Origin of the sequence: Pseudomonas sp. NBRC 111139, assembly GCF_001753955.1 — a bacterium.
GTDB classification, from domain to species: domain Bacteria; phylum Pseudomonadota; class Gammaproteobacteria; order Pseudomonadales; family Pseudomonadaceae; genus Aquipseudomonas; species Aquipseudomonas alloputida.
Window position 1 is genome coordinate 1 of sequence record NZ_BCBP01000087.1, and the last position, 21,883, is coordinate 21,883.

Sequence of the window (21,883 nt, forward strand, 5' to 3'; positions counted from 1 at the left end):
AAGGCACAAAGTGATGATGTACGAACAACGCCTTTCCCCCCCCTAAGAGCCACTGGGCGTCGGGTCTCGACGACGCACAGCCCTGACGGGAACGTGGTAACCCAAGGGCACCGATCCGCGCAGGCACGGGGGACAGAGGGTTTTAATCCTCCACGACAGCCTTAGAGAGCTGTCAAACACAATCGAGATAAATCATCAACCGCACAAAAATAGTAATGGATGAGTTCGCTTAATGCAAGAAAAAATTCGCTAATGGCGAATTTTTTCTCAGCTTTCTCACGACGCATGCCCTAGCCAGCCAGCTCGACCCGGCATACAGGTACAAACGTGCGCTCAAGCCTGTCTTCGGACAATCAGTACAGTCCCGGTACAGTACTCAGTTCGGAGCATATTCTCTAAATTACGCTCAACCCCACGTTTTACGTAGCCTTCAGCCATGGTAACCTTCGCCCAGCTTTGGGTGGTTTCGCTAGGCATCCAGCCTAGCCCAGCAACTCATAATCCTTTGGTCCACGGTTCGAGTCCGTGTGGGCCCACCAGCTTACGAGCCGCGCACTGCGCGGCTTTTTCATGCCCGCAAGAAATAAATGTTCGGGGCGTGTACATCCAGCGCAGCGGCGCCGAGCGCATGACCTTGGAAGTGGCGCTGAAACACCATCTCAGCGAAATCAGCCCCACCAGGAAGCCGACTAACCAGCACGCCGATAATCGCGGAAAGGTGCCCTATCGATACTTCAAGCCAAACACCCTAGCTTGAGGATCAGACAATGAGCCGAATAGCCGCCATTATCAGCTCACAAAATGAGCCGAATATGCTCGCTAATCGGCTCACAGATGAGTAAGCCTATGAATGAACCTGGGCCTGCCCCGTGACAACGGACGCCAAGAAGCTGGCTACAGAGCCAACTGCCTCAAGCCTTTTGCGTATTCGTTCGGTGCGCTCATCACTGGCGCGGCGCCTGGGGATAAATGAAGACGGCCGCACCACTGCACGATCCAGTCCATCGGGCGAGGCCATCAACCATGGGCAACCCCATAAGAACCCTCCCAGCCTGCTCCACCACCCCCTCTGCCAACGTCCGCAAATGTACCGCTGTTGGTTAATCCCCTCCCGGACGCATCTCGACCTGCCGTGGGTTGTAGAAGGTCATGCCAGGCGGAATATCCCGCGTAACCAACGACATCGCGCCAATCACCACGTCATCGCCAATGTCGATGCGATCAGCAACGATGCAACTGTTGGCGCCCATGCTCACGTTGTCACCAATGCGCAGTGCGTACTCCTGCAACCCCAGGGTCTTGATGCCGATCGAGCAGTTCTGCCGGATGAAGAAGTTGCGCCCGATGCTCACATACCGGGTAATCACCACCCCCGGCAGGTGCGCGATGCGCAGGGCAGGGGCAATCTGGGCGCCGATGTCGATGTCCACACCATACTTGAGGTTGAGCCGCTGTTGCATGCGCCGGGCGTGACGCCGGGCAAGGCCGCCGCGGGCGTTGAGGTACTGGGCCAGGCGATAGGCGAAGAGGAAACGCAGTTTGTTGTCCTTGCGTGCGCGGCGCAGCACGTTGAACAGCAGGCTGATCGGGCGTCCGGGCCTTTTCTTGTTGGAGACTTCCAGTCGCCAGCATTCGAGCAGGTGGTCGAGGTTCACGCTGAGGTTCCCGTTGAACTAGCACTTCATCATGCCGAATTAGTGTCGAAGACGCAGCCTTCGGACATGCGCGGCCGTTCTAACCCAAAGTGCCAAGCCGACGCCGTCAACGGTGATCGACTGTACCTGGCCTTGCCCTGATTGGCACAGGCTGGCTAGGCTAGCGGGCCAACCGTAGAGACTCGCCATGTCGGATTCCCGCTCCATCACGCTGGATGAAATCGATCGCCAGCTGATCGCCCTGCTGCAGATCAACGCCCGCGAAAGCGTCGCCACCCTCGCCCGCCAGTTGGGCATCGCCCGCACCACCGTCAATTCGCGCCTGGAGCGGCTGGAGAAAAACAAGGTTATCTCCGGCTATGGCGTACGCCTGGGCCAGAGTGTGATAGGCGGCGGGTTGCAGGCGTATGTCGGGATCAAGGTGCAGCCACGCTCCGGCAAGGACGTGGTGCGGCGCCTGAGTGCCATGGGCCAGGTGCAGCAGCTGTGTGCGGTAAGCGGCGAATTCGACTATGTGGCCTGGCTGCGTACGGACTCGCCCGAGCAGCTGGATCAGTTGCTCGACCAGATTGGCAGTGTCGACGGGGTGGAGAAAACCACCACGTCGATCATTCTCAGCAGCAAGGTGGACCGTGGACAGCCGCTTTGAACGGACTGGCGCTCGGGTGAGGTTAGCGGGCGTGGGTCAGTTCTAGATTTCGCGGCAGGAGCCGGTTGTAGGAGCGGGTTTACCCGCGAATAGGGCAGAGAATCTACCGACGCATTTGCGGGTGAACACGCGCCTACAAAGGGCCAAGGTGTTTTTTGAATTACCTCGACCGCCTGCCTCGTCTTAATGAACATTAACCTAATCATTACGACGAAACTAACTACATTCAGACAGCACTCTGCACCTTAATAACGAACACCTCACTCCCTAAAATGACAGCCGGGCATCTCCTATACTCAGGCTCCGCTCCTCGCGCAGCCTCTCTGGCAAGGTCATTTCATGAACAAGAAGAACCGCCACCCCGCCGACGGCAAGAAGCCGATCACCATTTTCGGCCCGGACTTCCCTTTTGCTTTCGACGACTGGCTGGAACACCCGGCAGGCCTGGGCAGCATTCCGGCTGAGCGCCATGGGGAAGAGGTGGCCATTGTCGGTGCCGGTATCGCCGGCCTGGTAGCGGCCTACGAGCTGATGAAGCTGGGCCTCAAGCCGGTGGTGTACGAGGCTTCCAAGCTGGGCGGCCGGCTGCGCTCGCAAGCCTTCAATGGCACTGACGGGATCGTTGCCGAGCTGGGTGGCATGCGCTTCCCGGTGTCGTCCACCGCCTTCTACCACTACGTCGACAAGCTGGGCCTGGAAACCAAGCCCTTCCCCAACCCGCTGACCCCGGCTTCGGGCAGCACGGTGATCGACCTGGAAGGCCAGACCTACTACGCCGAGAAGCCCACCGACCTGCCACAACTGTTTCATGAGGTAGCCGACGCCTGGGCCGATGCGCTGGAGAGCGGTGCGCAGTTCGCCGATATCCAGCAGGCCATCCGCGACCGTGATGTACCGCGCCTGAAGGAACTTTGGAACAAGCTGGTGCCGCTGTGGGACGACCGCACCTTCTACGACTTCGTCGCCACCTCGCGCTCTTTTGCCAAGCTGAGCTTCCAGCACCGCGAAGTGTTCGGCCAGGTCGGTTTCGGCACCGGCGGTTGGGACTCGGACTTCCCCAACTCGATGCTGGAAATCTTCCGCGTGGTGATGACCAATTGCGACGACCACCAGCACCTGGTGGTCGGGGGCGTGGAACAAGTGCCACAAGGCATCTGGCGCCACGTACCGGAACGCTGCGTGCATTGGCCAGAGGGCACCAGCCTGAGCACGCTGCATGGCGGCGCACCGCGTACCGGTGTCAAGCGCATTGCCCGCGCCGCCGATGGCCGCTTGGCGGTCACCGACAACTGGGGCGATACCCGCCACTACAGCGCAGTACTCGCCACCTGCCAGACCTGGTTGCTGACCACCCAGATCGACTGCGAAGAATCGCTGTTCTCGCAAAAGATGTGGATGGCCCTGGACCGTACCCGCTACATGCAGTCGTCGAAAACCTTCGTCATGGTCGACCGCCCGTTCTGGAAGGACAAGGACCCGGAAACCGGCCGTGACCTGCTGAGCATGACCCTCACCGATCGCCTCACCCGCGGCACTTACCTGTTCGACAACGGCAACGACAAGCCCGGGGTGATCTGCCTGTCATACTCGTGGATGAGCGACGCGCTGAAGATGCTGCCGCACCCGGTGGAGAAGCGCGTACAACTGGCCCTGGATGCGCTGAAGAAGATCTACCCGAAGACCGATATCGCCGGCCACATCATCGGCGACCCGATCACGGTTTCCTGGGAGGCCGACCCGTACTTCCTCGGCGCCTTCAAAGGCGCGCTTCCGGGCCATTACCGCTACAACCAGCGCATGTACGCGCACTTCATGCAGCAGGACATGCCGGCAGAGCAGCGCGGTATCTTCATTGCCGGTGACGACGTGTCATGGACCCCCGCCTGGGTTGAAGGCGCGGTGCAGACGTCGCTGAATGCAGTGTGGGGTATCATGAACCACTTTGGTGGCCACACCCACCCCGACAACCCCGGCCCGGGCGATGTGTTCAACGAAATCGGCCCGATCGCCCTGGCGGATTGAGACAAGGAGGCACCATGCGCATCGCTCTGTACCAGGGCGCACCCAAGCCACTGGATGTGCCCGGCAACCTGCAACGGCTGCGCCACCAGGCGCAGCTGGCAGCCGAACGCGGCGCACAGTTGCTGGTGTGCCCGGAGATGTTCCTGACCGGCTACAACATCGGCCTGGCCCAGGTCGAGCGCCTGGCCGAGGCCGCCGATGGCCCGGCAGCCATGACCGTGGTAGAGATCGCCCAGGCGCACCGCATCGCCATTGTCTATGGCTACCCGGAGCGCGGTGACGACGGGGCGATCTACAACAGCGTGCAGTTGATCGATGCGCATGGCCGCAGCCTGAGCAATTACCGCAAGACGCACCTGTTCGGTGAACTGGACCGCTCGATGTTCAGCCCAGGTGCCGACCACTTCCCGGTGGTGGAACTGGAAGGCTGGAAGGTTGGCCTGCTGATCTGCTACGACATCGAGTTCCCGGAGAACGCCCGACGCCTGGCGCTGGATGGCGCCGAGCTGATCCTGGTGCCGACGGCGAACATGACGCCGTACGACTTTACCTGCCAGGTGACCGTGAGAGCGCGGGCGCAGGAAAACCAGTGCTACCTGGTATATGCCAACTACTGCGGTGCGGAAGACGAGATTGAGTATTGCGGGCAGAGCAGCATCATCGGCCCGGATGGCAGCTTGCTGGCCATGGCCGGGCGGGATGAGTGCCAGTTGTTGGCAGAGCTTGAACATGAGCGGGTGGTGCAGGGGCGCACGGCGTTTCCCTACCTGACCGATTTGCGCCAGGAGCTGCACCTGCGTAAAGGCTGACAAGGGCCGCTATGCGGCCCATTCGCGGGCACGCCCGCTCCCACGGGGTCTGCGCTGCCTTTCATACCGGCGCCCTACCCGCGAAAAGGCCGGGCCTGCGAACAAATCGGTTAGCATGGAAAGCAGCCACCGGAGCCCCCATGCCTGACGCCATCCGCCACCTCACCCTCGCCAACGGCTTGCAGCTGACCCTGCGCCACGCCCCGCGCCTCAAGCGCTCGGCCGCCGCACTGCGGGTGCACGCGGGCAGCCACGACGCGCCTGCCAAATGGCCCGGTCTGGCGCACTTCCTCGAACACCTGTTCTTCCTCGGTACCCCGCGCTTCCCGCTGGAAGACGGACTGATGCGCTACGTGCAAGCCCTGGGCGGCCAGGTCAACGCCAGCACCCGGGAACGCGCCACCGACTTTTTCTTCGAGGTGCCCCCCAACACGCTCGGTGGCGGTCTCGAGCGCCTGTGCCAAATGCTGGCAGAACCGGATCTGGGCATCGAACGCCAACGCCGTGAACGCGAAGTGATCCATGCCGAATTCATCGCCTGGTCGCGCAATCCATCGGCCCAACAGCAGTTCGCCTTGCTGCAGTCAGTGTCAGCCAAGCATCCACTGGGCGCTTTTCATGCTGGCAATCGATACACCCTGGCCTTGCACGATGCGGCCTTCCAGCAAGCGCTTGCGGGCTTTCATCAGCGCTTCTACCAAGGCGGCCAGATCTGCCTGAGCCTTTGCGGTCCGCAGCCGCTGGATGAACTTGAACGCCTTGCCCGGCAGCATGCCGAACTGTTCGCCGCAGGTGAGCGCGTGCCGCAAATGCTGCCGCCGCCACTGCCAGCAATGGCTAGCGCTTTGACCTTCACGCACCAAAGCCTCCCCAGTGGTGCCGAGCACGCCCTGGAACTGCTGATCGCTTACCTGGAGGACAGCCGCCCAGGTACCTGGCTGGGCGCGCTTCGCGAGCGTGGCTGGCTACAACGTTTCACGGCCGAAAGGCTGTATGCGTTCGCCGGTCAGCTGCTGTGGCACCTTGACCTGAAGCTCAGTGCCGACGCTTGCCCGGACGAAGCCAGCGCCCTGCTGCAAGGTTGGTTCAGGTTCATCCGCCAGGCCGACCGCGAACAGTTGAACCACCAATTCGGCCTGTTGCAGCACAGCCGTGCGCACAGTGCCAGCGCGCTCGAGCTGGCCCGCCGGGACAGCACAGGCCAGCCGTTCGCCAAGCTGGATGCCCAAGGGTTGCAGGCGCTTGGCGCCCTGCTGGAAAGCCTGCCAGGTGGCGACCATGGCGATTGGCAGCTTTTGCCAGTCGATCCATTGCTGAAGGCTGACCTGCCCCATGCCAAGGCGCAGCCGCTGCCGGCAGCGCTGAAGATCAGTGACCAGCTCCCGCCCGCGCGCCAATACGCTGCGCTGTACCTGCGCTGGTATGTACCTTCGCCTTTGCGCCAGCAGCTACAGCGTGTGCTGGAACTGGCCCTGGCACCACTGCAGGAACGCTGTGACCGCGCCTCCGTGCAACTGCAGTACAGCAGCGCCGGAGAATACTGGCAGTTGCGCTGCGCCGGCCTGCCAGCAGCAGTGCTGCGGGCAGTGGAACAAGCCTTGGCCTTGATGCTCAAGCCACCTGCCAGTTGCTGGCTGCCCGACACGGCGCAGCCCCCGGCCCTGATCCCCATCAGGGCACTGCTCAAGCAACTGCCAGACGCGGTACGGGGTAGCCTGCCCGCAGCGGTGCCTGCCTGCACGCTGACCCAGCAGCAGCTCGACAGCCTGTGGCTGCACACCGAGTGGCATGGCATGGCTGCAGGTTTCGAGGATACCGCGCTAAACGCCTTGGGCGCCGCGCTGTTGCAGTGCCCTGGGCAAGGCTCGCGGCCGGGGCCCCTGCCATCATGGGCCAACCACCGCTGGCAGCATGCCCAAGTGCCAGGCAGCGAACATGCCCTGCTGCTGTTCTGCCCGTTGCCGGCAGCAAAAGAGGCCGCAGGCCGCCTGTTAGCCCAATTGCTGCAAGGGCCGGTTTACCAGCGCCTGCGGGTAGACTTGCAACTCGGCTACGCGGTGTTCAGCGCCTTTCGTCAGGTCGAGGGGGTCGGTGGGCTGCTGTTCGGTGTGCAGTCCCCCAACACCGGTCAGGCACAGGTGCTCGACCACCTGCTCAGCCTGCTGCGCCATGGCGTCACCCTTGACCCGGCCGCTCGCCAGGCGTTGGCCGGGCAATTCGACGAACCCGCCATGGCCAATGCCGATGTCGCCGAATGGGCGTGGCAGACACACTTGGGCACACAAGCCGATAGGCTGGATGTACTGCGCAGGTCTATCCTGACTACGCGGCAGACGGATCTGGACCACCTGCTGAGCGACCTGCTCGACCCAGGTTCCGCTTGGCTATGTTTGGCCAACGCTGCCGCGCCAGACACTTCCTGGCAGGGTGAAGATCGATGATTATTACGCGAACTGCAACGGCGCTTCTCGAATAATTAACCTTCCGGTTCAAATTTTTCTTGTAAGATAGCGCAATCCCGTTTTCACGGAACTGCCAACGCATGGCGGTACCCAAGTAGTAGCTGAACAACCCAACCCTCATTCGGAAGGAGTAATTCCATGTGGACCAAACCTGCATACACTGACCTGCGTATCGGCTTCGAAGTCACCATGTACTTCGCTAACCGCTAAGCCAGGCTTAGGGTTTCACGCCTCGGCCTGCCGGGGCGTTTTCGTTTTTCAGATCCGGTTTCTGCATAGAGAGTGGCCATGTACATCCAGGTTCTCGGCTCCGCCGCCGGTGGCGGGTTCCCGCAGTGGAACTGCAACTGCGTCAACTGCAAGGGCTACCGTGATGGCACCCTGAAAGCCACGGCGCGCACCCAGTCATCCATCGCCCTGTCCGACGACGGTGTGCACTGGATATTGTGCAATGCCTCGCCCGACATCCGCGCCCAACTGCAGGCCTTTGCGCCGATGCAGCCGGCCCGGGCACTGCGCGACACCGGTATCGACGCCATCGTCCTGCTGGACAGCCAGATTGACCACACCACCGGCCTGCTCAGCCTGCGCGAAGGCTGCCCACATCAGGTGTGGTGCACGGACATGGTCCACCAGGACCTGACCACCGGTTTCCCGCTGTTCAACATGCTCAGCCACTGGAACGGTGGCTTGCAGTGGAACCGTATCGAGCTGGAAGGCAGCTTCGTGATCGACGCCTGCCCCAACCTCAAGTTCACCCCCTTCCCCCTGCGCAGCGCCGCGCCGCCCTACTCCCCGCACCGCTTCGACCCGCACCCGGGCGATAACCTGGGTTTGATGGTCGAAGACACCCGCACCGGCGGCAAGCTGTTCTACGCCCCGGGCCTGGGCCAGGTAGACGAAAAGCTGCTGGCGATGATGCACGGTGCCGACTGCCTGCTGGTCGACGGCACCCTGTGGGAAGACGACGAAATGCAGCGCCGTGGCGTGGGCACCCGCACCGGCCGCGAGATGGGCCACCTGGCCCAGAACGGCCCTGGCGGCATGCTGGAAGTGCTCGACGGCTTCCCGCGCCAGCGCAAGGTACTTATCCACATCAACAACACCAACCCGATTCTCGACGAAGACTCACCCGAGCGCGCCGAAGTCCTGCGCCGGGGCGTCGAAGTTGCCTTCGATGGCATGAGCATCGCGTTGTAAAAAAGTCTGTGAGGCGACACCAGACCCTGTGGGAGCGGGCATGCCCGCGAAAAAGCCAACACGGTCCATGGCACCGGCTTCGCCGGTGTTCGCGGGCACGCCCGCTCCCACAAGGGAGAGGGATGTGCCCGGCCAGATAATCGTTCTACAGGAGCCAGCCGAATGAGCGACGCACTGCCAATGTCCCCTGCCGAATTCGAGCAGGCCCTGCGCGCCAAGGGCGCCTATTACCACATCCATCACCCGTACCACGTGGCGATGTACCAGGGGCGCGCCACCCGCGAGCAGATCCAGGGCTGGGTAGCCAACCGCTTCTACTACCAGGTCAACATCCCGATGAAGGATGCCGCGATCCTGGCCAACTGCCCGGACCGCGAAGTGCGCCGCGAGTGGATCCAGCGCCTGCTCGACCACGATGGTGCGCCCGGCGAGGATGGCGGCATCGAAGCCTGGCTGCGCCTGGGCCAGGCTGTCGGGCTGGACCCGGACCAATTGCGCTCGCAAGAGCTGGTATTGCCTGGCGTGCGCTTTGCCGTGGACGCCTACGTCAACTTTGCCCGCCGCGCCAGCTGGCAGGAAGCCGCCAGCAGCTCGCTGACCGAGCTGTTCGCCCCACAAATCCACCAGTCACGCCTGGACAGCTGGCCGCAGCACTACCCGTGGATCGACCCCGCCGGCTATGAGTATTTCCGTACCCGCCTGGGCCAGGCTCGACGCGATGTGGAACACGGCCTGGCGATTACCCTGCAGCACTACACCACCCGTGCGGGCCAGGAGCGTATGCTGGAGATACTGCAGTTCAAGCTGGATATCCTCTGGAGTATGCTCGACGCCATGAGCATGGCCTACGAACTGAACCGCCCACCCTATCACTCCGTCACCCAGGAACGGGTGTGGCACAAGGGAATCACCCTATGAGTTTCGACCGTAACCAAGTGCCGAACTGGCGCCCCGGCTACCGCTTCCAGTACGAGCCGGCGCAAAAGGGCCATGTGTTGCTGTACCCCGAAGGCATGATCAAGCTCAACGACAGCGCGAGCCTGATCGGTGGCCTGATCGACGGCCAGCGTGATGTGGCAGCGATTATCAGCGAACTCGAACAGCAATTCCCCGATGTCCCGGAAGTGGCCGATGACATCGAGCAGTTCATGGAGGTGGCCCGTGCCGAACACTGGATCGTCCTCGCCTGAGTTGCCACCTACGCCCGAGGTCGGCCTGCCGCTGTGGCTGCTGGCCGAGCTGACCTACCGCTGCCCGCTGCAGTGCCCGTATTGCTCCAACCCGCTGGACTTCGCCGCCCAGGGCCAAGAGCTGAGCACCGAACAGTGGTTCAAGGTCATGGCTGAAGCGCGGGAAATGGGTGCCGCACAAATCGGCTTTTCCGGCGGTGAACCGCTGGTACGCCAGGACCTTGCCCAGCTGATCGCAGAGGCCCGCCGCCTGGGTTACTACACCAACCTGATCACCTCGGGCATTGGCCTGACCGAGGCGCGCATCGCCGACTTCAAAAAGGCTGGCCTGGACCATATCCAGATCAGCTTCCAGGCCAGCGACGAGCAGGTGAACAACCTGCTGGCCGGCTCGAAAAAGGCTTTTGCACAGAAGCTGGAAATGGCCCGCGCGGTAAAAGCCCATGGCTACCCGATGGTGCTCAACTTCGTCACCCATCGGCACAACATCGACAAGATCGACCGCATCATCGAGTTGTGCATTGCCCTTGAGGCCGACTTTGTCGAACTCGCCACGTGCCAGTTCTATGGCTGGGCGCACCTCAACCGCCTTGGGCTGCTGCCAACCCGCGCGCAGCTCGAGCGGGCAGAACGTATCACCAACGAATACCGGGACAAGCTCAAGGCCGAGGGCAACCCGTGCAAGCTGATTTTCGTTACCCCTGACTACTACGAAGAGCGCCCCAAGGCCTGCATGAACGGCTGGGGCAACCTGTTCCTCACCATCACCCCGGACGGTACCGCCTTGCCCTGCCACGGCGCCCGCCAGCTGCCCGTGCAGTTTCCGAATGTACGCGACCACGACTTGCACCATATCTGGTATGAGTCGTTCGGTTTCAACCGCTTCCGTGGCTATGAGTGGATGCGCGAACCTTGCCGCTCCTGCGACGAGAAAGAAAAGGACTTCGGCGGCTGTCGCTGCCAGGCCTTCATGCTGACCGGCGATGCCAGCAACGCAGACCCGGTGTGCGCCAAATCGACCGAGCACGGCATCATCCTCAAGGCCCGCGAGGAGGCAGAAACCGCCCAGCTCGCGATCGAACAGATGACCTTCCGCAATGATCGAAACTCCCGTGTCATCGCCCGCGGCTGAGTTCAGCGCGGCCCAGGCGGTTGCCGCCGGCACCGACTTCGCCGAACTCAAGGTCAGTGCCGACGGGCTGTTCTGGAACGAATTCCGCCCGGCCGATGGAGCGTGCCGTATCTGGCACTGGCTGCACTACCAGGCCCGCTGCCTGACTCCGGACGGCTTCAGCGTACGCAGCCGGGTTTATGAGTATGGCGGCGGCAGCTTCTGCCTGGGTGGCGACGGGCTGGTGTTCGTCAACGAAAAGGACCAGCAGGTCTACACTCAGCCGCTGGACGATTCGCTACCGCGTGCGCTGACTCACGATGTCAGCTGCCGCTACGGCGATGTGCAGTGGCACGACGGCCAGGTGCTGGCCGTCGAAGAGCGCCATGCCGAGCAGGTAGAGCACCGCCTGGTCGCTCTGGGAAACAGCAGCCGCCAGGTGCTCGCCGAGGGCGCCGACTTCTATGCCTCGCCTGCTGTCAGTGCCGATGGCCAGCGCCTGGCGTGGATCGAATGGGACCGCCCGGCGCAGCCCTGGACCGTCACCCGGCTGATGTATCGCGCGCGCGATGCCAGCGGCCACTGGGGGCCGGCGCAATGTGTAGCCGCCGCAGAAGAATCGCTGCAACAACCACGCTTCGATGCCGAAGGTCGGCTCTACTGCCTGTCCGACCGCAATGGTTTCTGGCAACCCTGGGGTGAGGTCGATGGCCTATGGCAGGTGTTGCCTGCCGCACCGGCAGACCATGCTGCTGCGCCTTGGCAATTGGGCACCTGTACCTGGTTGGCACTGGGCTCGCAAAGCTACCTGGCCAGCTGGTTCGAAGACGGCTTCGGGCAATTGGGGCTGCGTGGTGAAGATGGCCGTATGGAGCGTTTCGCCAGTGCCTACACACGCTTTCGCAGCCTGGCCATGGACAGCGAACACCTGTATGCCATCGCCGCGTCGCCCATCAGCCCCCCGGCAGTCATTGCCATTGACCGCAGCAACCATGAAGTACGCGTGCTGGCCGGTGGTGCCGAAATGCTGCCGGCAGGGCAAATCAGCCTGCCGCAGCCGATCCATTACGACAGTGGCGGCGAGCAGGCCCATGGTTTCTTCTACCCGCCAGCGCAGCCGCAAGGCGCCGCACCGCTGGTGGTGTTCATCCACGGCGGGCCAACCTCAGCCTGTTATCCCGTGCTCGACCCGCGTATCCAGTATTGGACCCAGCGCGGCTTTGCCGTGGCCGACCTCAACTACCGGGGCAGCACCGGCTATGGTCGGGAATACCGCCAGGCACTGCACCAGCGCTGGGGCGAGAGCGATGTGGCCGATGCCTGCGCGGTAGTCGAATACCTGGCAGCTCAGGGCGTGGTCGACAAACGCAAGGCGTTCATCCGCGGCGGCAGCGCCGGGGGCTACACCACCCTGTGCGCTTTGGCGTTCCAAGACGTGTTTCGCGCCGGCGCCAGCCTGTACGGGGTCAGCGACCCGATAGCCCTGGGCCGTGCCACCCACAAGTTCGAGGGTGATTATCTGGACTGGTTGATCGGCGACCCGCAGCGGGACGCTGACCGCTATCGCCAGCGCACGCCGCTGCTGCATGCAGAGCGCATCAAGGTGCCGGTGATTTTCTTCCAGGGTGAGCTGGATGCAGTGGTGGTGCCGGAACAGACGCGGTCCATGCTGGCAGCGTTGCAGGCCAACGGGATCGACGCTGAAGGGCACTTTTATGCGGGAGAGCGGCATGGGTTCCGCAAGGCGGAGAACCTGGCGCATGCCTTGGAAGAAGAGTGGAAATTTTATTGCCGGGTGTTGGTGCAATAGTTCCAGGCGCCCCCGCAGGAGCAACCTTGTGCTGCTCCTGCAGGGGCCAATCTCTGCCTGTATCAACGCTTGGCGATGATATACACCGCATGCACGATCCCCGGAATGTACCCCAGCAGGGTCAGCAGGATATTAAGCCAGAACGCCCCACCAAACCCGACCTGCAGGAACACCCCCAGCGGCGGCAGGATGATGGCGATGATGATGCGGATAAAGTCCATGCGAGTCTCTCCTTAAGGGTTACATCAAAGACTAGCTGCCCGCCGTAGAGGTTCCACAGGCAAAAAAAAACGCCCCGGGCCGAATGAAACAGGCCAGGGGCGATGCGCAGGAACGCCAGACGGTTCGTTGAATTCTTTGCCAGGCCGCTACGCCGGCACTTCGCGACGGGCCTGCTGCTGGGCATGCAGGCGGGCGAAAGCGCGCGCCAGGCGCAGCAGCATTTCGTCGATGTTGCCTTTGCTCACAGTCAGCGCCGGTGAAAAGCGCACTACATCCGCTTGCGGCGCGTTGAGCAGCAGGCCTTCATGGAGGGCCGCAGCCACCAGTTCGCGGGCCAGGTTTTCTTTCAGTTGCAGGGCCCATAGCAGCCCTTGACCGCGCACTTCACCCTGACCATAGCGCCCGGTCAGGCGGCTCAGGCCTTCACGCAGGTGACGACCGTTGTCCTGTACCTGGGCTAAAAAGCCAGGTTCCAGCACGCTGTCCAGCACCGCCAGGCCGGCGGCGCACATCAGCGCGTTGCCGTGATGGCTGCCTTCCAGCTCACCAGGCTCGGCGCAGCATGCCTTGCCCCTTGCCAACAAGGCGGCCAGCGGCACGCCGCCCCCCAGGCCCTTGCCCAAGGTGATGATGTCGGCGCGCACGCCATAGAGCTCCTCGGCCAGCAGCGCACCACAGCGACCAATACCGGTCTGCACCTCATCAAGGATCAGCAGGATGCCCAGTTCGCGGCAGAGCGTTTCCACGCCCTTGAGGTATTCCTGAGTAGCGGGAATAACGCCCGCCTCACCCTGTATCGGCTCGAGCATGATTGCCACGGTGCGTGAATCCACCTCGGCGTGCAGCGCCGCGAGGTCATTGAACGGCACCTTGCTGAAACCCGGCAGGCCAGGTTCGCAGCGATTGCACGGCAACGGGTCGGACGCGGACAGCGCGCCGAGGCTACGGCCATGGCAGGCTTGGCTGGCAGTAATGATGTGATAGGCGCCGTTGCGGTGCAGTTGGCCCCACTTACGCGCCAGCTTGATCGCCCCTTCACAGGCCTCGGCACCGCTGTTAAGCAGGTAGGCCTGGTCACTGCCGGTACTCTGACACAGCCGGTTGACCAGCCCCAGCAGGCCACGGTTGTGGAAGCCCGAGCCCGGGTTGATCAACGCCTGAGCCTGGTTGCCCAACGCTTTGACCAGCACGCTGGGGCTGTGGCCCAAACTGTTGACCGCACCGCCCTGAGTGAAGTCCAGGTAGGCATGCCCTTCGTTGTCCCACAACCATGAGCCCTGGCCACGCACGAATACCTGCGCTGCACGTTCGGCGCCGGGCATCAGGCGCTCGGGCGACAGCTCAGACGCGTGCGGCACGATCACCGGCGCACGCTTGGGCTCGGCGGCGGCGGCAGGAGCCGAGCGGCGCAGGTTGAACAGGTTCATCAAGGGCTCCAACCAATCACGGTAAAGGGCAGCCACGGTGCGGTCTTGGTGCCGGCACTCGATATTTTGCCTTTCCTATCAAAAGTGTTTTTCATCCGGGGTAACAATCGACCGAATCATCGCTGTAACCCTTTGGAATACGGCGATAGACTAGGCTTCAGCAGGGTTTTCGACCATTTCGTTTTTCCAGCATTTTCGATAAGTGTTGCTTATGGATTTCCGCCAACTGCGTTATTTCGTCGCGGTGTACGAAGAAGGCCACGTAGGCCGTGCCGCCGAACGCCTGTCGCTGTCACAGCCGGCGCTTTCCCAGCAGATTCGCCAATTGGAGCACAGCCTCGACCTGAGCCTGTTCGAGCGCAGCAACAAACGCTTGCTGCCGACCCTGGCCGCCCACACCCTGTACAACCATGCCCTGCCGTTGCTCGACGGCCTGCAGCGTGCCCACGAGGCTATGCGCAACTTCAAGGGCCAGTCGCTGCGCACCTTGGCTATCGGTGTATTGCAGACCGTGCGGCCAAGCCTGATACCGCAACTGCTTGAACGGCTGCGCAAGGCTCAACCTCACCTGGTCGTGCAGATTTACGAGTTGTCGGGGTTAGAGATCGAACGGCGCCTGCTCAATGGCAACCTGGACATCGGCATCAGCTACTTGCCGCCGCGCCAGCCAGGGCTGCATGGCCTGCTGTTGTACGAAGATGAGCTGCAACTGGTCATACCCAATACCCACCCGCTGAAGGACTTCAAGAAGGTGTCCATCCGCCAGGCCGCCGAGTTGCCCATGCTGATGCTGGGCGAAGAGTTCCAGATCCGTCAGATCTGGCAGGCGCAGCTGGCCAGCCAAGGCCGACGGCCGCAGGTGCAGGCAGAGATGAACAATATGGCAGGGATTCTCGATAGCCTCGCGCACACGGCGCTGGCTACCATTCTGCCGGGGCGCGCCAAGGAGGCCGCCGAAGATGATCAGGGGCTGCTGTGGAAGCCGTTGAGCGAGCCGCGCGTGCCATTGAAGGTTGGCTTGGTATTTCGCGATGCCCAGCGCCAGCAGGCCTCTGTAGAGCTGCTGCGCACATTGCTTGAGGAAGAGACGGACGCCCGCCTGCTGGGGGCATCACCGCTGGATGTGCTGGCCTAAAACACGCACATAAAGAAAACCCCGCCGAAGCGGGGTTTTCCAGACTGTTTCCCTGTGACATCCGTATCGCCCCGCCATCCTGGCAGGTGGTCCTTCGTCGTCATCCTTGATCTGTCCTATGCGCTTCCTGCGCAACGTCCATGTGGTAAAGATTAACAGTGGATCCAATCTTAGAACAGTGGTGAAAAGTCACTGCGTCGTGTAGGAAAAAGCTTACACAAGGGGCATTCACAGATATGCGATGGCTGGGGCCGCTTCGCGGCCCAATCGCGACGCAAGGCCCCACATATCCAAACTTAGGCGATACCTGTGGGAGCGGCCTTGCGTCGCGATTGGGCTGCGCAGCAGCGCCAAAAATCGATCAGAACTGCTCGGCATCCAGCAGGTACAGCGACTCACTTCCCGCCTTCACCGAAGCCACCAGCGAATCCACCCGTGGCAGCAACCGCGCGAAGTAGAACCGCGCCGTACCCAGCTTGCCCGAATAGAACGGCGCATCCCCCTCGCCCGCCTGGGCCGCCCGCGCCATCAGTGCCCACATGTAGCCATAGGCAACATAGCCAAAGGCATGCAGGTACTCGACCGAAGCTGCGCCAATTTCATTCGGGTTGCCCTTGGCCTGCTGCAGTACCCACTCGGTCAACCCATCGAGCTGATCGAGCGAAGCGCCCAGTGGCTTGGCGAATTCGTCCAGTTCGCTGCCTGCACCGGTAATGAACTGACGAATCTCGTCAGAGAACAGCTTGTAGTATGCCCCGCCGCTGGCCACCACTTTACGCCCCATCAGGTCGAGGGCCTGGATGCCATTGGTACCTTCGTAGATCTGGGTAATGCGCACGTCGCGCACCAACTGCTCCTGCCCCCACTCACGAATGTAACCATGCCCGCCAAATACCTGCTGGCCGTGCACTGCGCACTCCAGGCCCAGGTCGGTGAGGAAGGCCTTCGCCACCGGCGTCAGCAGTGCCACCAGCTCTTCGCTGCGTTTGCGCACGCTGGCGTCTTCGCTGTACTTGGCACTGTCCAGTTGCATGGCCACATAAGTGGAGAATGCGCGGCCACCTTCGATCAGCGCCTTCATGGTCAACAGCATGCGACGCACGTCCGGGTGGACGATGATCGGGTCGGCAGCCTTGTCCTTGGCTTGTGGGCCGGCCGGGGCACGGCTTTGCAGGCGATCGCGGGCGTACTCCACGGCGTTCTGGTAGGAGCGCTCGGCCGACGCCAGGCCTTGAATGCCAACGCCCAGGCGCTCGTAGTTCATCATGGTGAACATGGCCGCCAGGCCTTTGTTCGGCTCACCGACGATGTAGCCGACAGCTTCGTCGAAGTTCATCACACAGGTAGCCGAGGCCTGGATGCCCATTTTGTGCTCGATCGAGCCGCAAGTGGCCGGGTTCCGCGCGCCGAGGCTACCGTCTTCATTGACCAGGAATTTCGGCACCAGGAACAGCGAAATACCTTTCGGCCCCGCCGGTGCATCCGGCAACTTGGCCAGCACCAGATGGATGATGTTCTCGGTCAGGTCGTGTTCGCCACCCGTGATGAAAATCTTGGTACCGCTGACCTTGTAGCTGCCATCCGCCTGGGGCTCGGCCTTGGTGCGGATGATGCCCAGGTCAGTACCGGCATGCGGCTCGGTCAGGCACATGGAGCCGGCCCAAACGCCGGCATACATGTTCGGAAGGTATTTTTCCTTCAAGGCCTCGCTGGCGTGGGCGTTGATCGACAGACAGGCGCCGGCCGTCAGCATCGGGTACAGGCCGAAAGCCAGGCTGGACGCGTTGACCATTTCCTCGACCTGGGCCGAGATGGCCTTGGGCATGCCCATACCGCCGAACAGCGGGTCGCCGCCCACGCCCACCCAGCCGCCTTCGGCGTAGGTGTTGTAGGCTTCAATGAAACCGGCCGGGGTCCGCACCGCGCCGTTGTCCCAGTGGCAGCCCTCTTCGTCGGCGGCGCGGCTGAGCGGCGCAATGGTCTTGGCGGTGACCTTGCCGGCTTCTTCCAGCACGGCCATGGCCGTGTCGGCATCGACAACCTCGGCCAGCCCGGGCAACTGCGTCCACTGCTCGGCCACGTTGAAGACTTCATTCAGTACGAAGCGCATGTCGCGCAGGGGCGCTTTATAGTCAGCCATGACAACCTCTCGCTAGTCGGGTCGGGGCGGTCTCGGGGAACCGCGACACTGGGGTTACTGGCAGTGTAACCGAACAACTTTTGCGAGACATAGGGTCATCAATCGACTGTATAGTCTCGCCTGGTCACGCCGTGCGCACTGCCCCACGCTGTGATTGTCGCCCATGCACCATGACACAATTTCGCCCCGCGCCTTTGGCACTGTAAAGCGCCTGGTCGGCGGATTTCAGCACCGCCTCGGGGTTTCGATGATCGGCCTGGCGCTCGGCCACGCCGATACTGATGGTGACCGAGACCGTGCCGCCGGCGCTGCCCGCCCGGCGCTGGCGCCCGGCGGTATCGTCCTGCGGGCGGTTGTGCTGATCGCGCAGGTGCATCACGTAATTGGCGATCACTTCACGCACGGCTTCCACATGCGGCACGCATTCCGCGGCAGTCTTGCCGGCGAACACCAGGGCGAACTCCTCCCCGCCATAACGGTAGGCGCGGCCACCGCCGGTGACCTTGGACAAGCGGCTGGCGACCAACCGCAGCACCTGGTCACCGACATCGTGGCCGTGGGTGTCGTTGAATTTCTTGAAGTGGTCGACATCGGTCATGGCGATCACATAGTTACGCCCCAGGCGCTGCATGCGCTCGTTCAGCGCACGACGCCCCGGCAGGCCAGTCAGCTCGTCACGGAAGGCCATCTGATAAGCCTCGTGCGCCACGGCTGCGGCGATCATCAACATTACCTGGCTGCACATGATGTTCAAGGTAAACGGCAGGATGAAGGTTTGCGGCAGCATCCAGAAAATGCCCAGCAGGCCGATCAACTGCGCAGCGTGCAGCGGCCGGGGTGCACGCAGGTACTGCACCACCAGCAGAATGAACACACCCAGGAACAGTGGGTAGACCATCTGGATCAGGCTCATCCAGTGGCCATGCAAAGCCGGCCAGCGGATCTCCGCCAACCAGGTCAGCAACGCCTCGGGGTAGCTTTGCTGGAGGGCCACCGCCACACTGCCCACGGCAAACAGTACGGCACCGCGGGCGACCAGGTCCTGCAGCAGGTGCGTGCGCTCCTGCCAGGCGCCGTACAGCCCGAACAGCGCCGGCAGCAACAGGCAGACCAGGTGGAAGATCACCGCGGCGTCCTCACGCACGCGGCCATGGTCACGGTAGAAGTCGGTCTGGGTATCGAGCAGGAAGTAGGCGATGTACACCGTCAGCATCAGGAACAGCTCACGCTGGCGGCGGTAAACCGCGCAGTAGGCGCCGCCCAGCAGTAGAACCAAGGTAGGCAGGACATTGAACAGCGATGTGAAAAAGACGCTGAGGTCTCTCACATAGGCTGCGGCGAGCCCTGCCAGCAACAAGAACAGCGACGGCAGGAAGTGGCTTGCGCGAACAGCGTTAAAACGAAACAAGGGTAATCTCCAACCCGGCAGATCAATAATGGCATTGTGCCCTCACTTCATCGGCAGTGCACTGGAACAGTTGAATTTGCGGTTGGATGACCGAACTTCCGGCCGCCACGCGAGCCTTGTAGGAGCGGGTTTACCCGCGAATACGGTAGCGCCGGCAACGGTGAACGGCTGATGGAGATTGGCCAGCAGGTACGGCCTCTTCGCGGGTGAACCCGCTCCTACACGACGGCCTGTGTCCAACCCCTGATGTGTGTCCTCCACCGTGGTAGGAGCGGGTTTACCCGCGAATACGGTAGCGCCGGCAACGGTGAACGGCTGATGGAGATTGGCCAGCAGGCACGGCCTCTTCGCGGGTAAACCCGCTCCAACACGACGGCCTGTGTCCAACCCCTGATGTGTGTCCTCCACCGTGGTAGGAGCGGGTTTACCCGCGAATACGGTAGCGCCGGCAACGGTGAACGGCTGATGGAGATTGGCCAGCAGGCCCGGCCTCTTCGCGGGTGAACCCGCTCCTACGAGGGACCACGCTGAACCTGAAGACGTAAAAAAACCCGCCTCCCGGTCAGGGCAGGCGGGTTTTGGGTACAGCGCCAGTATCAGTACGACAGGCCGAAGTGCTCTTCGTCCATCGCCATCAGGTTGTTGGCACCCGACAGCATGGTCGCCACATGGGTACGGGTACGTGGCAGGATGCGCTGGAAGTAGAAGCGGGCAGTCTGCAGCTTGGCGGTGTAGAACGCCTCCTCGCTGGTACCGGCTGCCAGTTTCTCGGCGGCCAGGCGGGCGATGTCGGCCCAGAAGTAAGCCAGGCAGGCATAGCCGGAGTACATCAGGTAATCGACCGAAGCCGCACCCACTTCTTCACGGTCCTTCATGGCAGCCATGCCCACTTTCATGGTCAGCTCGCCCCACTCCTTGTTGATGGCCGCCAGCGGTTCGACGAACTCCTTGACCGCTTCGTTACCTTCCTGCGCCTGGCAGAACTTGTGCACGATCTTGGTGAAGCCCTTCAGTGCTTCGCCCTGAGTCATCAGCACTTTGCGACCGAGCAGGTCGAGGGCCTGAATACCGGTAGTGCCTTCGTACAGCATGGAGATACGGCTGTCGCGCACGTTCTGCTCCATGCCCCATTCGGCGATGAAGCCATGGCCACCGTAGATCTGTACGCCGTGGTTGGCGGCTTCGAAACCGACTTCGGTCATGAAAGCCTTGGCGATCGGGGTCAGGAACGCCAGCAGGGCGTCAGCCTTCTTGCGCTCTTCTTCGTCCTGGCTGTACTTGACGATGTCCACCTGCTTGGCAGTGAAGTACACCATCGCGCGATTGCCTTCGGCGAAGGCCTTCATGGTCAGCAGCATGCGCCGTACGTCCGGGTGGACGATGATCGGGTCAGCGGCCTTGTCCGGTGCTTTCGGGCCGGTCAGGGAACGCATCTGCAGGCGCTCACGGGCGTACTTCAGGCCACCCTGGAACGCCACCTCGGCGTGGGCCAGGCCTTGCAGCGCGGTACCCAGGCGAGCAGTGTTCATGAAGGTGAACATGCAGTTCAGGCCTTTGTTGGCTGGGCCGATCAGGTAGCCGGTGGCCGCATCGAAGTTCATGACGCAGGTGGCGTTACCGTGGATGCCCATCTTGTGTTCGATCGAGCCGCAGCTCACGCCGTTGCGCTCGCCCACACCGCCATCGGCGTTGGGCAGGAACTTCGGCACGATGAACAGTGAAATACCCTTGGTGCCGGCCGGTGCGTCCGGCAGGCGGGCCAGGACGATATGGACAATGTTGTCGGCCATGTCGTGCTCACCGGCCGAAATGAAGATCTTGGTGCCCGACACTTTGTAGCTGCCGTCGGCCTGTGGCTCGGCCTTGGTGCGCAGCATGCCCAGGTCGGTGCCGCAGTGCGGTTCGGTCAGGCACATGGTGCCGGTCCACTCGCCGGACACCAGCTTGGTCAGGTAGGTGTGCTGCTGCTCGGCAGTGCCATGCGCAGAAATAGTGTTCATCGCGCCATGCGACAGGCCTGGGTACATACCCCACGACCAGTTCGAGCCACCGACCATTTCGCTCAGGGCCAGGCCCAGCGACTCTGGCAGGCCTTGGCCGCCATGCTCGACGTCATGTGCCAGGCTCGGCCAGCCGCCTTCGACGAACTGCTGGTAGGCTTCCTTGAAGCCGGTTGGGGTTTTCACCCCCGATTCGCTCCAGGTGCAGCCTTCCTGGTCACCCACGCGGTTCAGCGGCGACAACACCTGCTCACAGAACTTCGCGCCTTCTTCAAGGATCGCGTCGACCATGTCGGGCGTGGCGTCCTGGCAGCCCGGCAGGCTCTGATAGTGCGCCTCATAGCCAAGCAGCTCGTCGCGAACGAAGCGGATATCACGCAAGGGGGCTTTGTAGTCAGGCATTGCGATGAACCTCTAGGTGAGTTCTGTGGGGTGACCCGCGCTTGGCGGAAGCCGATCAAACAGTTGTTTGAAACTTACGTTTAGCTCAGCTTTCTGTCAAGGATGGACTATGGTGCCATTTACGCCACGAAAAATGGCAAATCAGTCATCCCATGGCACAAACCCTTGTAGGAGCGGGCTTGCCCGCGAAGAGGCCCGACCAGACAAAATTGTTGTCTGATCGGACGCATTCGCGGGCAAG

17 protein-coding genes and 1 pseudogene are annotated in these 21,883 nt (G+C 62.3%); 12 read left to right on the forward strand and 6 right to left on the reverse strand.

The features are described 5' to 3' along the window. Window positions 1-589: 589 nt before the first annotated feature. Window positions 590-706: pseudogene (locus tag BJQ17_RS32315) on the forward strand (site-specific integrase); the annotation flags it as partial. Window positions 707-1,100: 394 nt separating this feature from the next. Here BJQ17_RS32315 and BJQ17_RS26695 read toward each other — a convergent pair. Beyond that, complete coding sequence (locus BJQ17_RS26695; protein ID WP_070096861.1) at window positions 1,101-1,655, reverse strand: serine acetyltransferase; 555 nt, start codon at window positions 1,653-1,655, stop codon at window positions 1,101-1,103. Between the two features lie 187 nt (window positions 1,656-1,842). Between BJQ17_RS26695 and BJQ17_RS26700 the strand changes: the two genes are divergently transcribed. The 10 genes from BJQ17_RS26700 to BJQ17_RS26740 all read left to right on the forward strand — a co-directional run bounded on the left by BJQ17_RS26700 (window position 1,843) and on the right by BJQ17_RS26740 (window position 12,908). Then, the gene (locus BJQ17_RS26700; protein ID WP_003255583.1) at window positions 1,843-2,304 is read left to right on the forward strand and encodes an Lrp/AsnC family transcriptional regulator; all 462 of its coding nucleotides are present in this window, start codon (window positions 1,843-1,845) and stop codon (window positions 2,302-2,304) included. A gap of 339 nt (window positions 2,305-2,643) precedes the next feature. Further along, entirely contained in the window at window positions 2,644-4,326 is a 1,683-nt protein-coding gene (locus tag BJQ17_RS26705) for an NAD(P)/FAD-dependent oxidoreductase (protein ID WP_003255585.1), read from the forward strand. Between the two features lie 14 nt (window positions 4,327-4,340). After that, the gene (locus BJQ17_RS26710; RefSeq protein WP_003255587.1) at window positions 4,341-5,135 is read left to right on the forward strand and encodes a carbon-nitrogen hydrolase family protein; all 795 of its coding nucleotides are present in this window, start codon (window positions 4,341-4,343) and stop codon (window positions 5,133-5,135) included. Between the two features lie 140 nt (window positions 5,136-5,275). After that, window positions 5,276-7,576 (forward strand): pyrroloquinoline quinone biosynthesis protein PqqF, encoded by a 2,301-nt coding sequence (pqqF, locus tag BJQ17_RS26715; RefSeq protein ID WP_070096862.1) that lies wholly within the window; start codon window positions 5,276-5,278, stop codon window positions 7,574-7,576. A gap of 159 nt (window positions 7,577-7,735) precedes the next feature. Further along, window positions 7,736-7,807 carry a pyrroloquinoline quinone precursor peptide PqqA gene (gene pqqA, locus BJQ17_RS30605; RefSeq protein WP_003243383.1) on the forward strand — a complete coding sequence of 24 codons (72 nt, stop codon included), beginning with the start codon at window positions 7,736-7,738 and terminating at the stop codon, window positions 7,805-7,807. 78 nt (window positions 7,808-7,885) lie between these two features. Next, window positions 7,886-8,797: a pyrroloquinoline quinone biosynthesis protein PqqB gene (pqqB, locus tag BJQ17_RS26720; protein WP_070096863.1), complete on the forward strand. Its 912-nt coding sequence runs from the start codon at window positions 7,886-7,888 to the stop codon at window positions 8,795-8,797. 162 nt (window positions 8,798-8,959) lie between these two features. Continuing rightward, window positions 8,960-9,715 (forward strand): pyrroloquinoline-quinone synthase PqqC, encoded by a 756-nt coding sequence (pqqC, locus tag BJQ17_RS26725; RefSeq protein WP_003255592.1) that lies wholly within the window; start codon window positions 8,960-8,962, stop codon window positions 9,713-9,715. After that, window positions 9,712-9,987, forward strand: a complete 276-nt coding sequence (pqqD, locus tag BJQ17_RS26730; protein WP_003255595.1) for a pyrroloquinoline quinone biosynthesis peptide chaperone PqqD — start codon at window positions 9,712-9,714, stop codon at window positions 9,985-9,987. Before pqqC ends, pqqD begins: the two co-directional genes overlap by 4 nt. Continuing rightward, window positions 9,959-11,119 carry a pyrroloquinoline quinone biosynthesis protein PqqE gene (gene pqqE, locus BJQ17_RS26735; protein WP_014860209.1) on the forward strand — a complete coding sequence of 387 codons (1,161 nt, stop codon included), beginning with the start codon at window positions 9,959-9,961 and terminating at the stop codon, window positions 11,117-11,119. Before pqqD ends, pqqE begins: the two co-directional genes overlap by 29 nt. Next, window positions 11,085-12,908 (forward strand): S9 family peptidase, encoded by a 1,824-nt coding sequence (locus tag BJQ17_RS26740; protein ID WP_070096864.1) that lies wholly within the window; start codon window positions 11,085-11,087, stop codon window positions 12,906-12,908. Before pqqE ends, BJQ17_RS26740 begins: the two co-directional genes overlap by 35 nt. Window positions 12,909-12,970: 62 nt before the next feature. Here BJQ17_RS26740 and BJQ17_RS26745 read toward each other — a convergent pair whose 3' ends face one another. Together BJQ17_RS26745 and BJQ17_RS26750 are read right to left on the reverse strand one after the other, a co-directional pair. Continuing rightward, entirely contained in the window at window positions 12,971-13,129 is a 159-nt protein-coding gene (locus BJQ17_RS26745) for a YqaE/Pmp3 family membrane protein (RefSeq protein ID WP_009681539.1), read from the reverse strand. 147 nt (window positions 13,130-13,276) lie between these two features. Next, window positions 13,277-14,557, reverse strand: a complete 1,281-nt coding sequence (locus BJQ17_RS26750; protein WP_070096865.1) for an aspartate aminotransferase family protein — start codon at window positions 14,555-14,557, stop codon at window positions 13,277-13,279. A 211-nt stretch (window positions 14,558-14,768) separates the two neighbouring features. Between BJQ17_RS26750 and BJQ17_RS26755 the strand changes: the two genes are divergently transcribed. Continuing rightward, the gene (locus BJQ17_RS26755) at window positions 14,769-15,692 is read left to right on the forward strand and encodes a LysR family transcriptional regulator (protein WP_070096866.1); all 924 of its coding nucleotides are present in this window, start codon (window positions 14,769-14,771) and stop codon (window positions 15,690-15,692) included. A 361-nt stretch (window positions 15,693-16,053) separates the two neighbouring features. On the opposite strand, the gene BJQ17_RS26760 is transcribed toward BJQ17_RS26755, so the two are convergent. The 3 genes from BJQ17_RS26760 to BJQ17_RS26770 form a co-directional block, all read right to left on the reverse strand. After that, entirely contained in the window at window positions 16,054-17,832 is a 1,779-nt protein-coding gene (locus BJQ17_RS26760) for an acyl-CoA dehydrogenase C-terminal domain-containing protein (protein ID WP_003255600.1), read from the reverse strand. Window positions 17,833-17,956: 124 nt separating this feature from the next. Then, window positions 17,957-19,240 (reverse strand): diguanylate cyclase, encoded by a 1,284-nt coding sequence (locus BJQ17_RS26765; RefSeq protein ID WP_003255601.1) that lies wholly within the window; start codon window positions 19,238-19,240, stop codon window positions 17,957-17,959. A 596-nt stretch (window positions 19,241-19,836) separates the two neighbouring features. Next, window positions 19,837-21,642, reverse strand: a complete 1,806-nt coding sequence (locus BJQ17_RS26770; protein WP_004577123.1) for a phenylacyl-CoA dehydrogenase — start codon at window positions 21,640-21,642, stop codon at window positions 19,837-19,839. Window positions 21,643-21,883 lie beyond the last annotated feature (241 nt).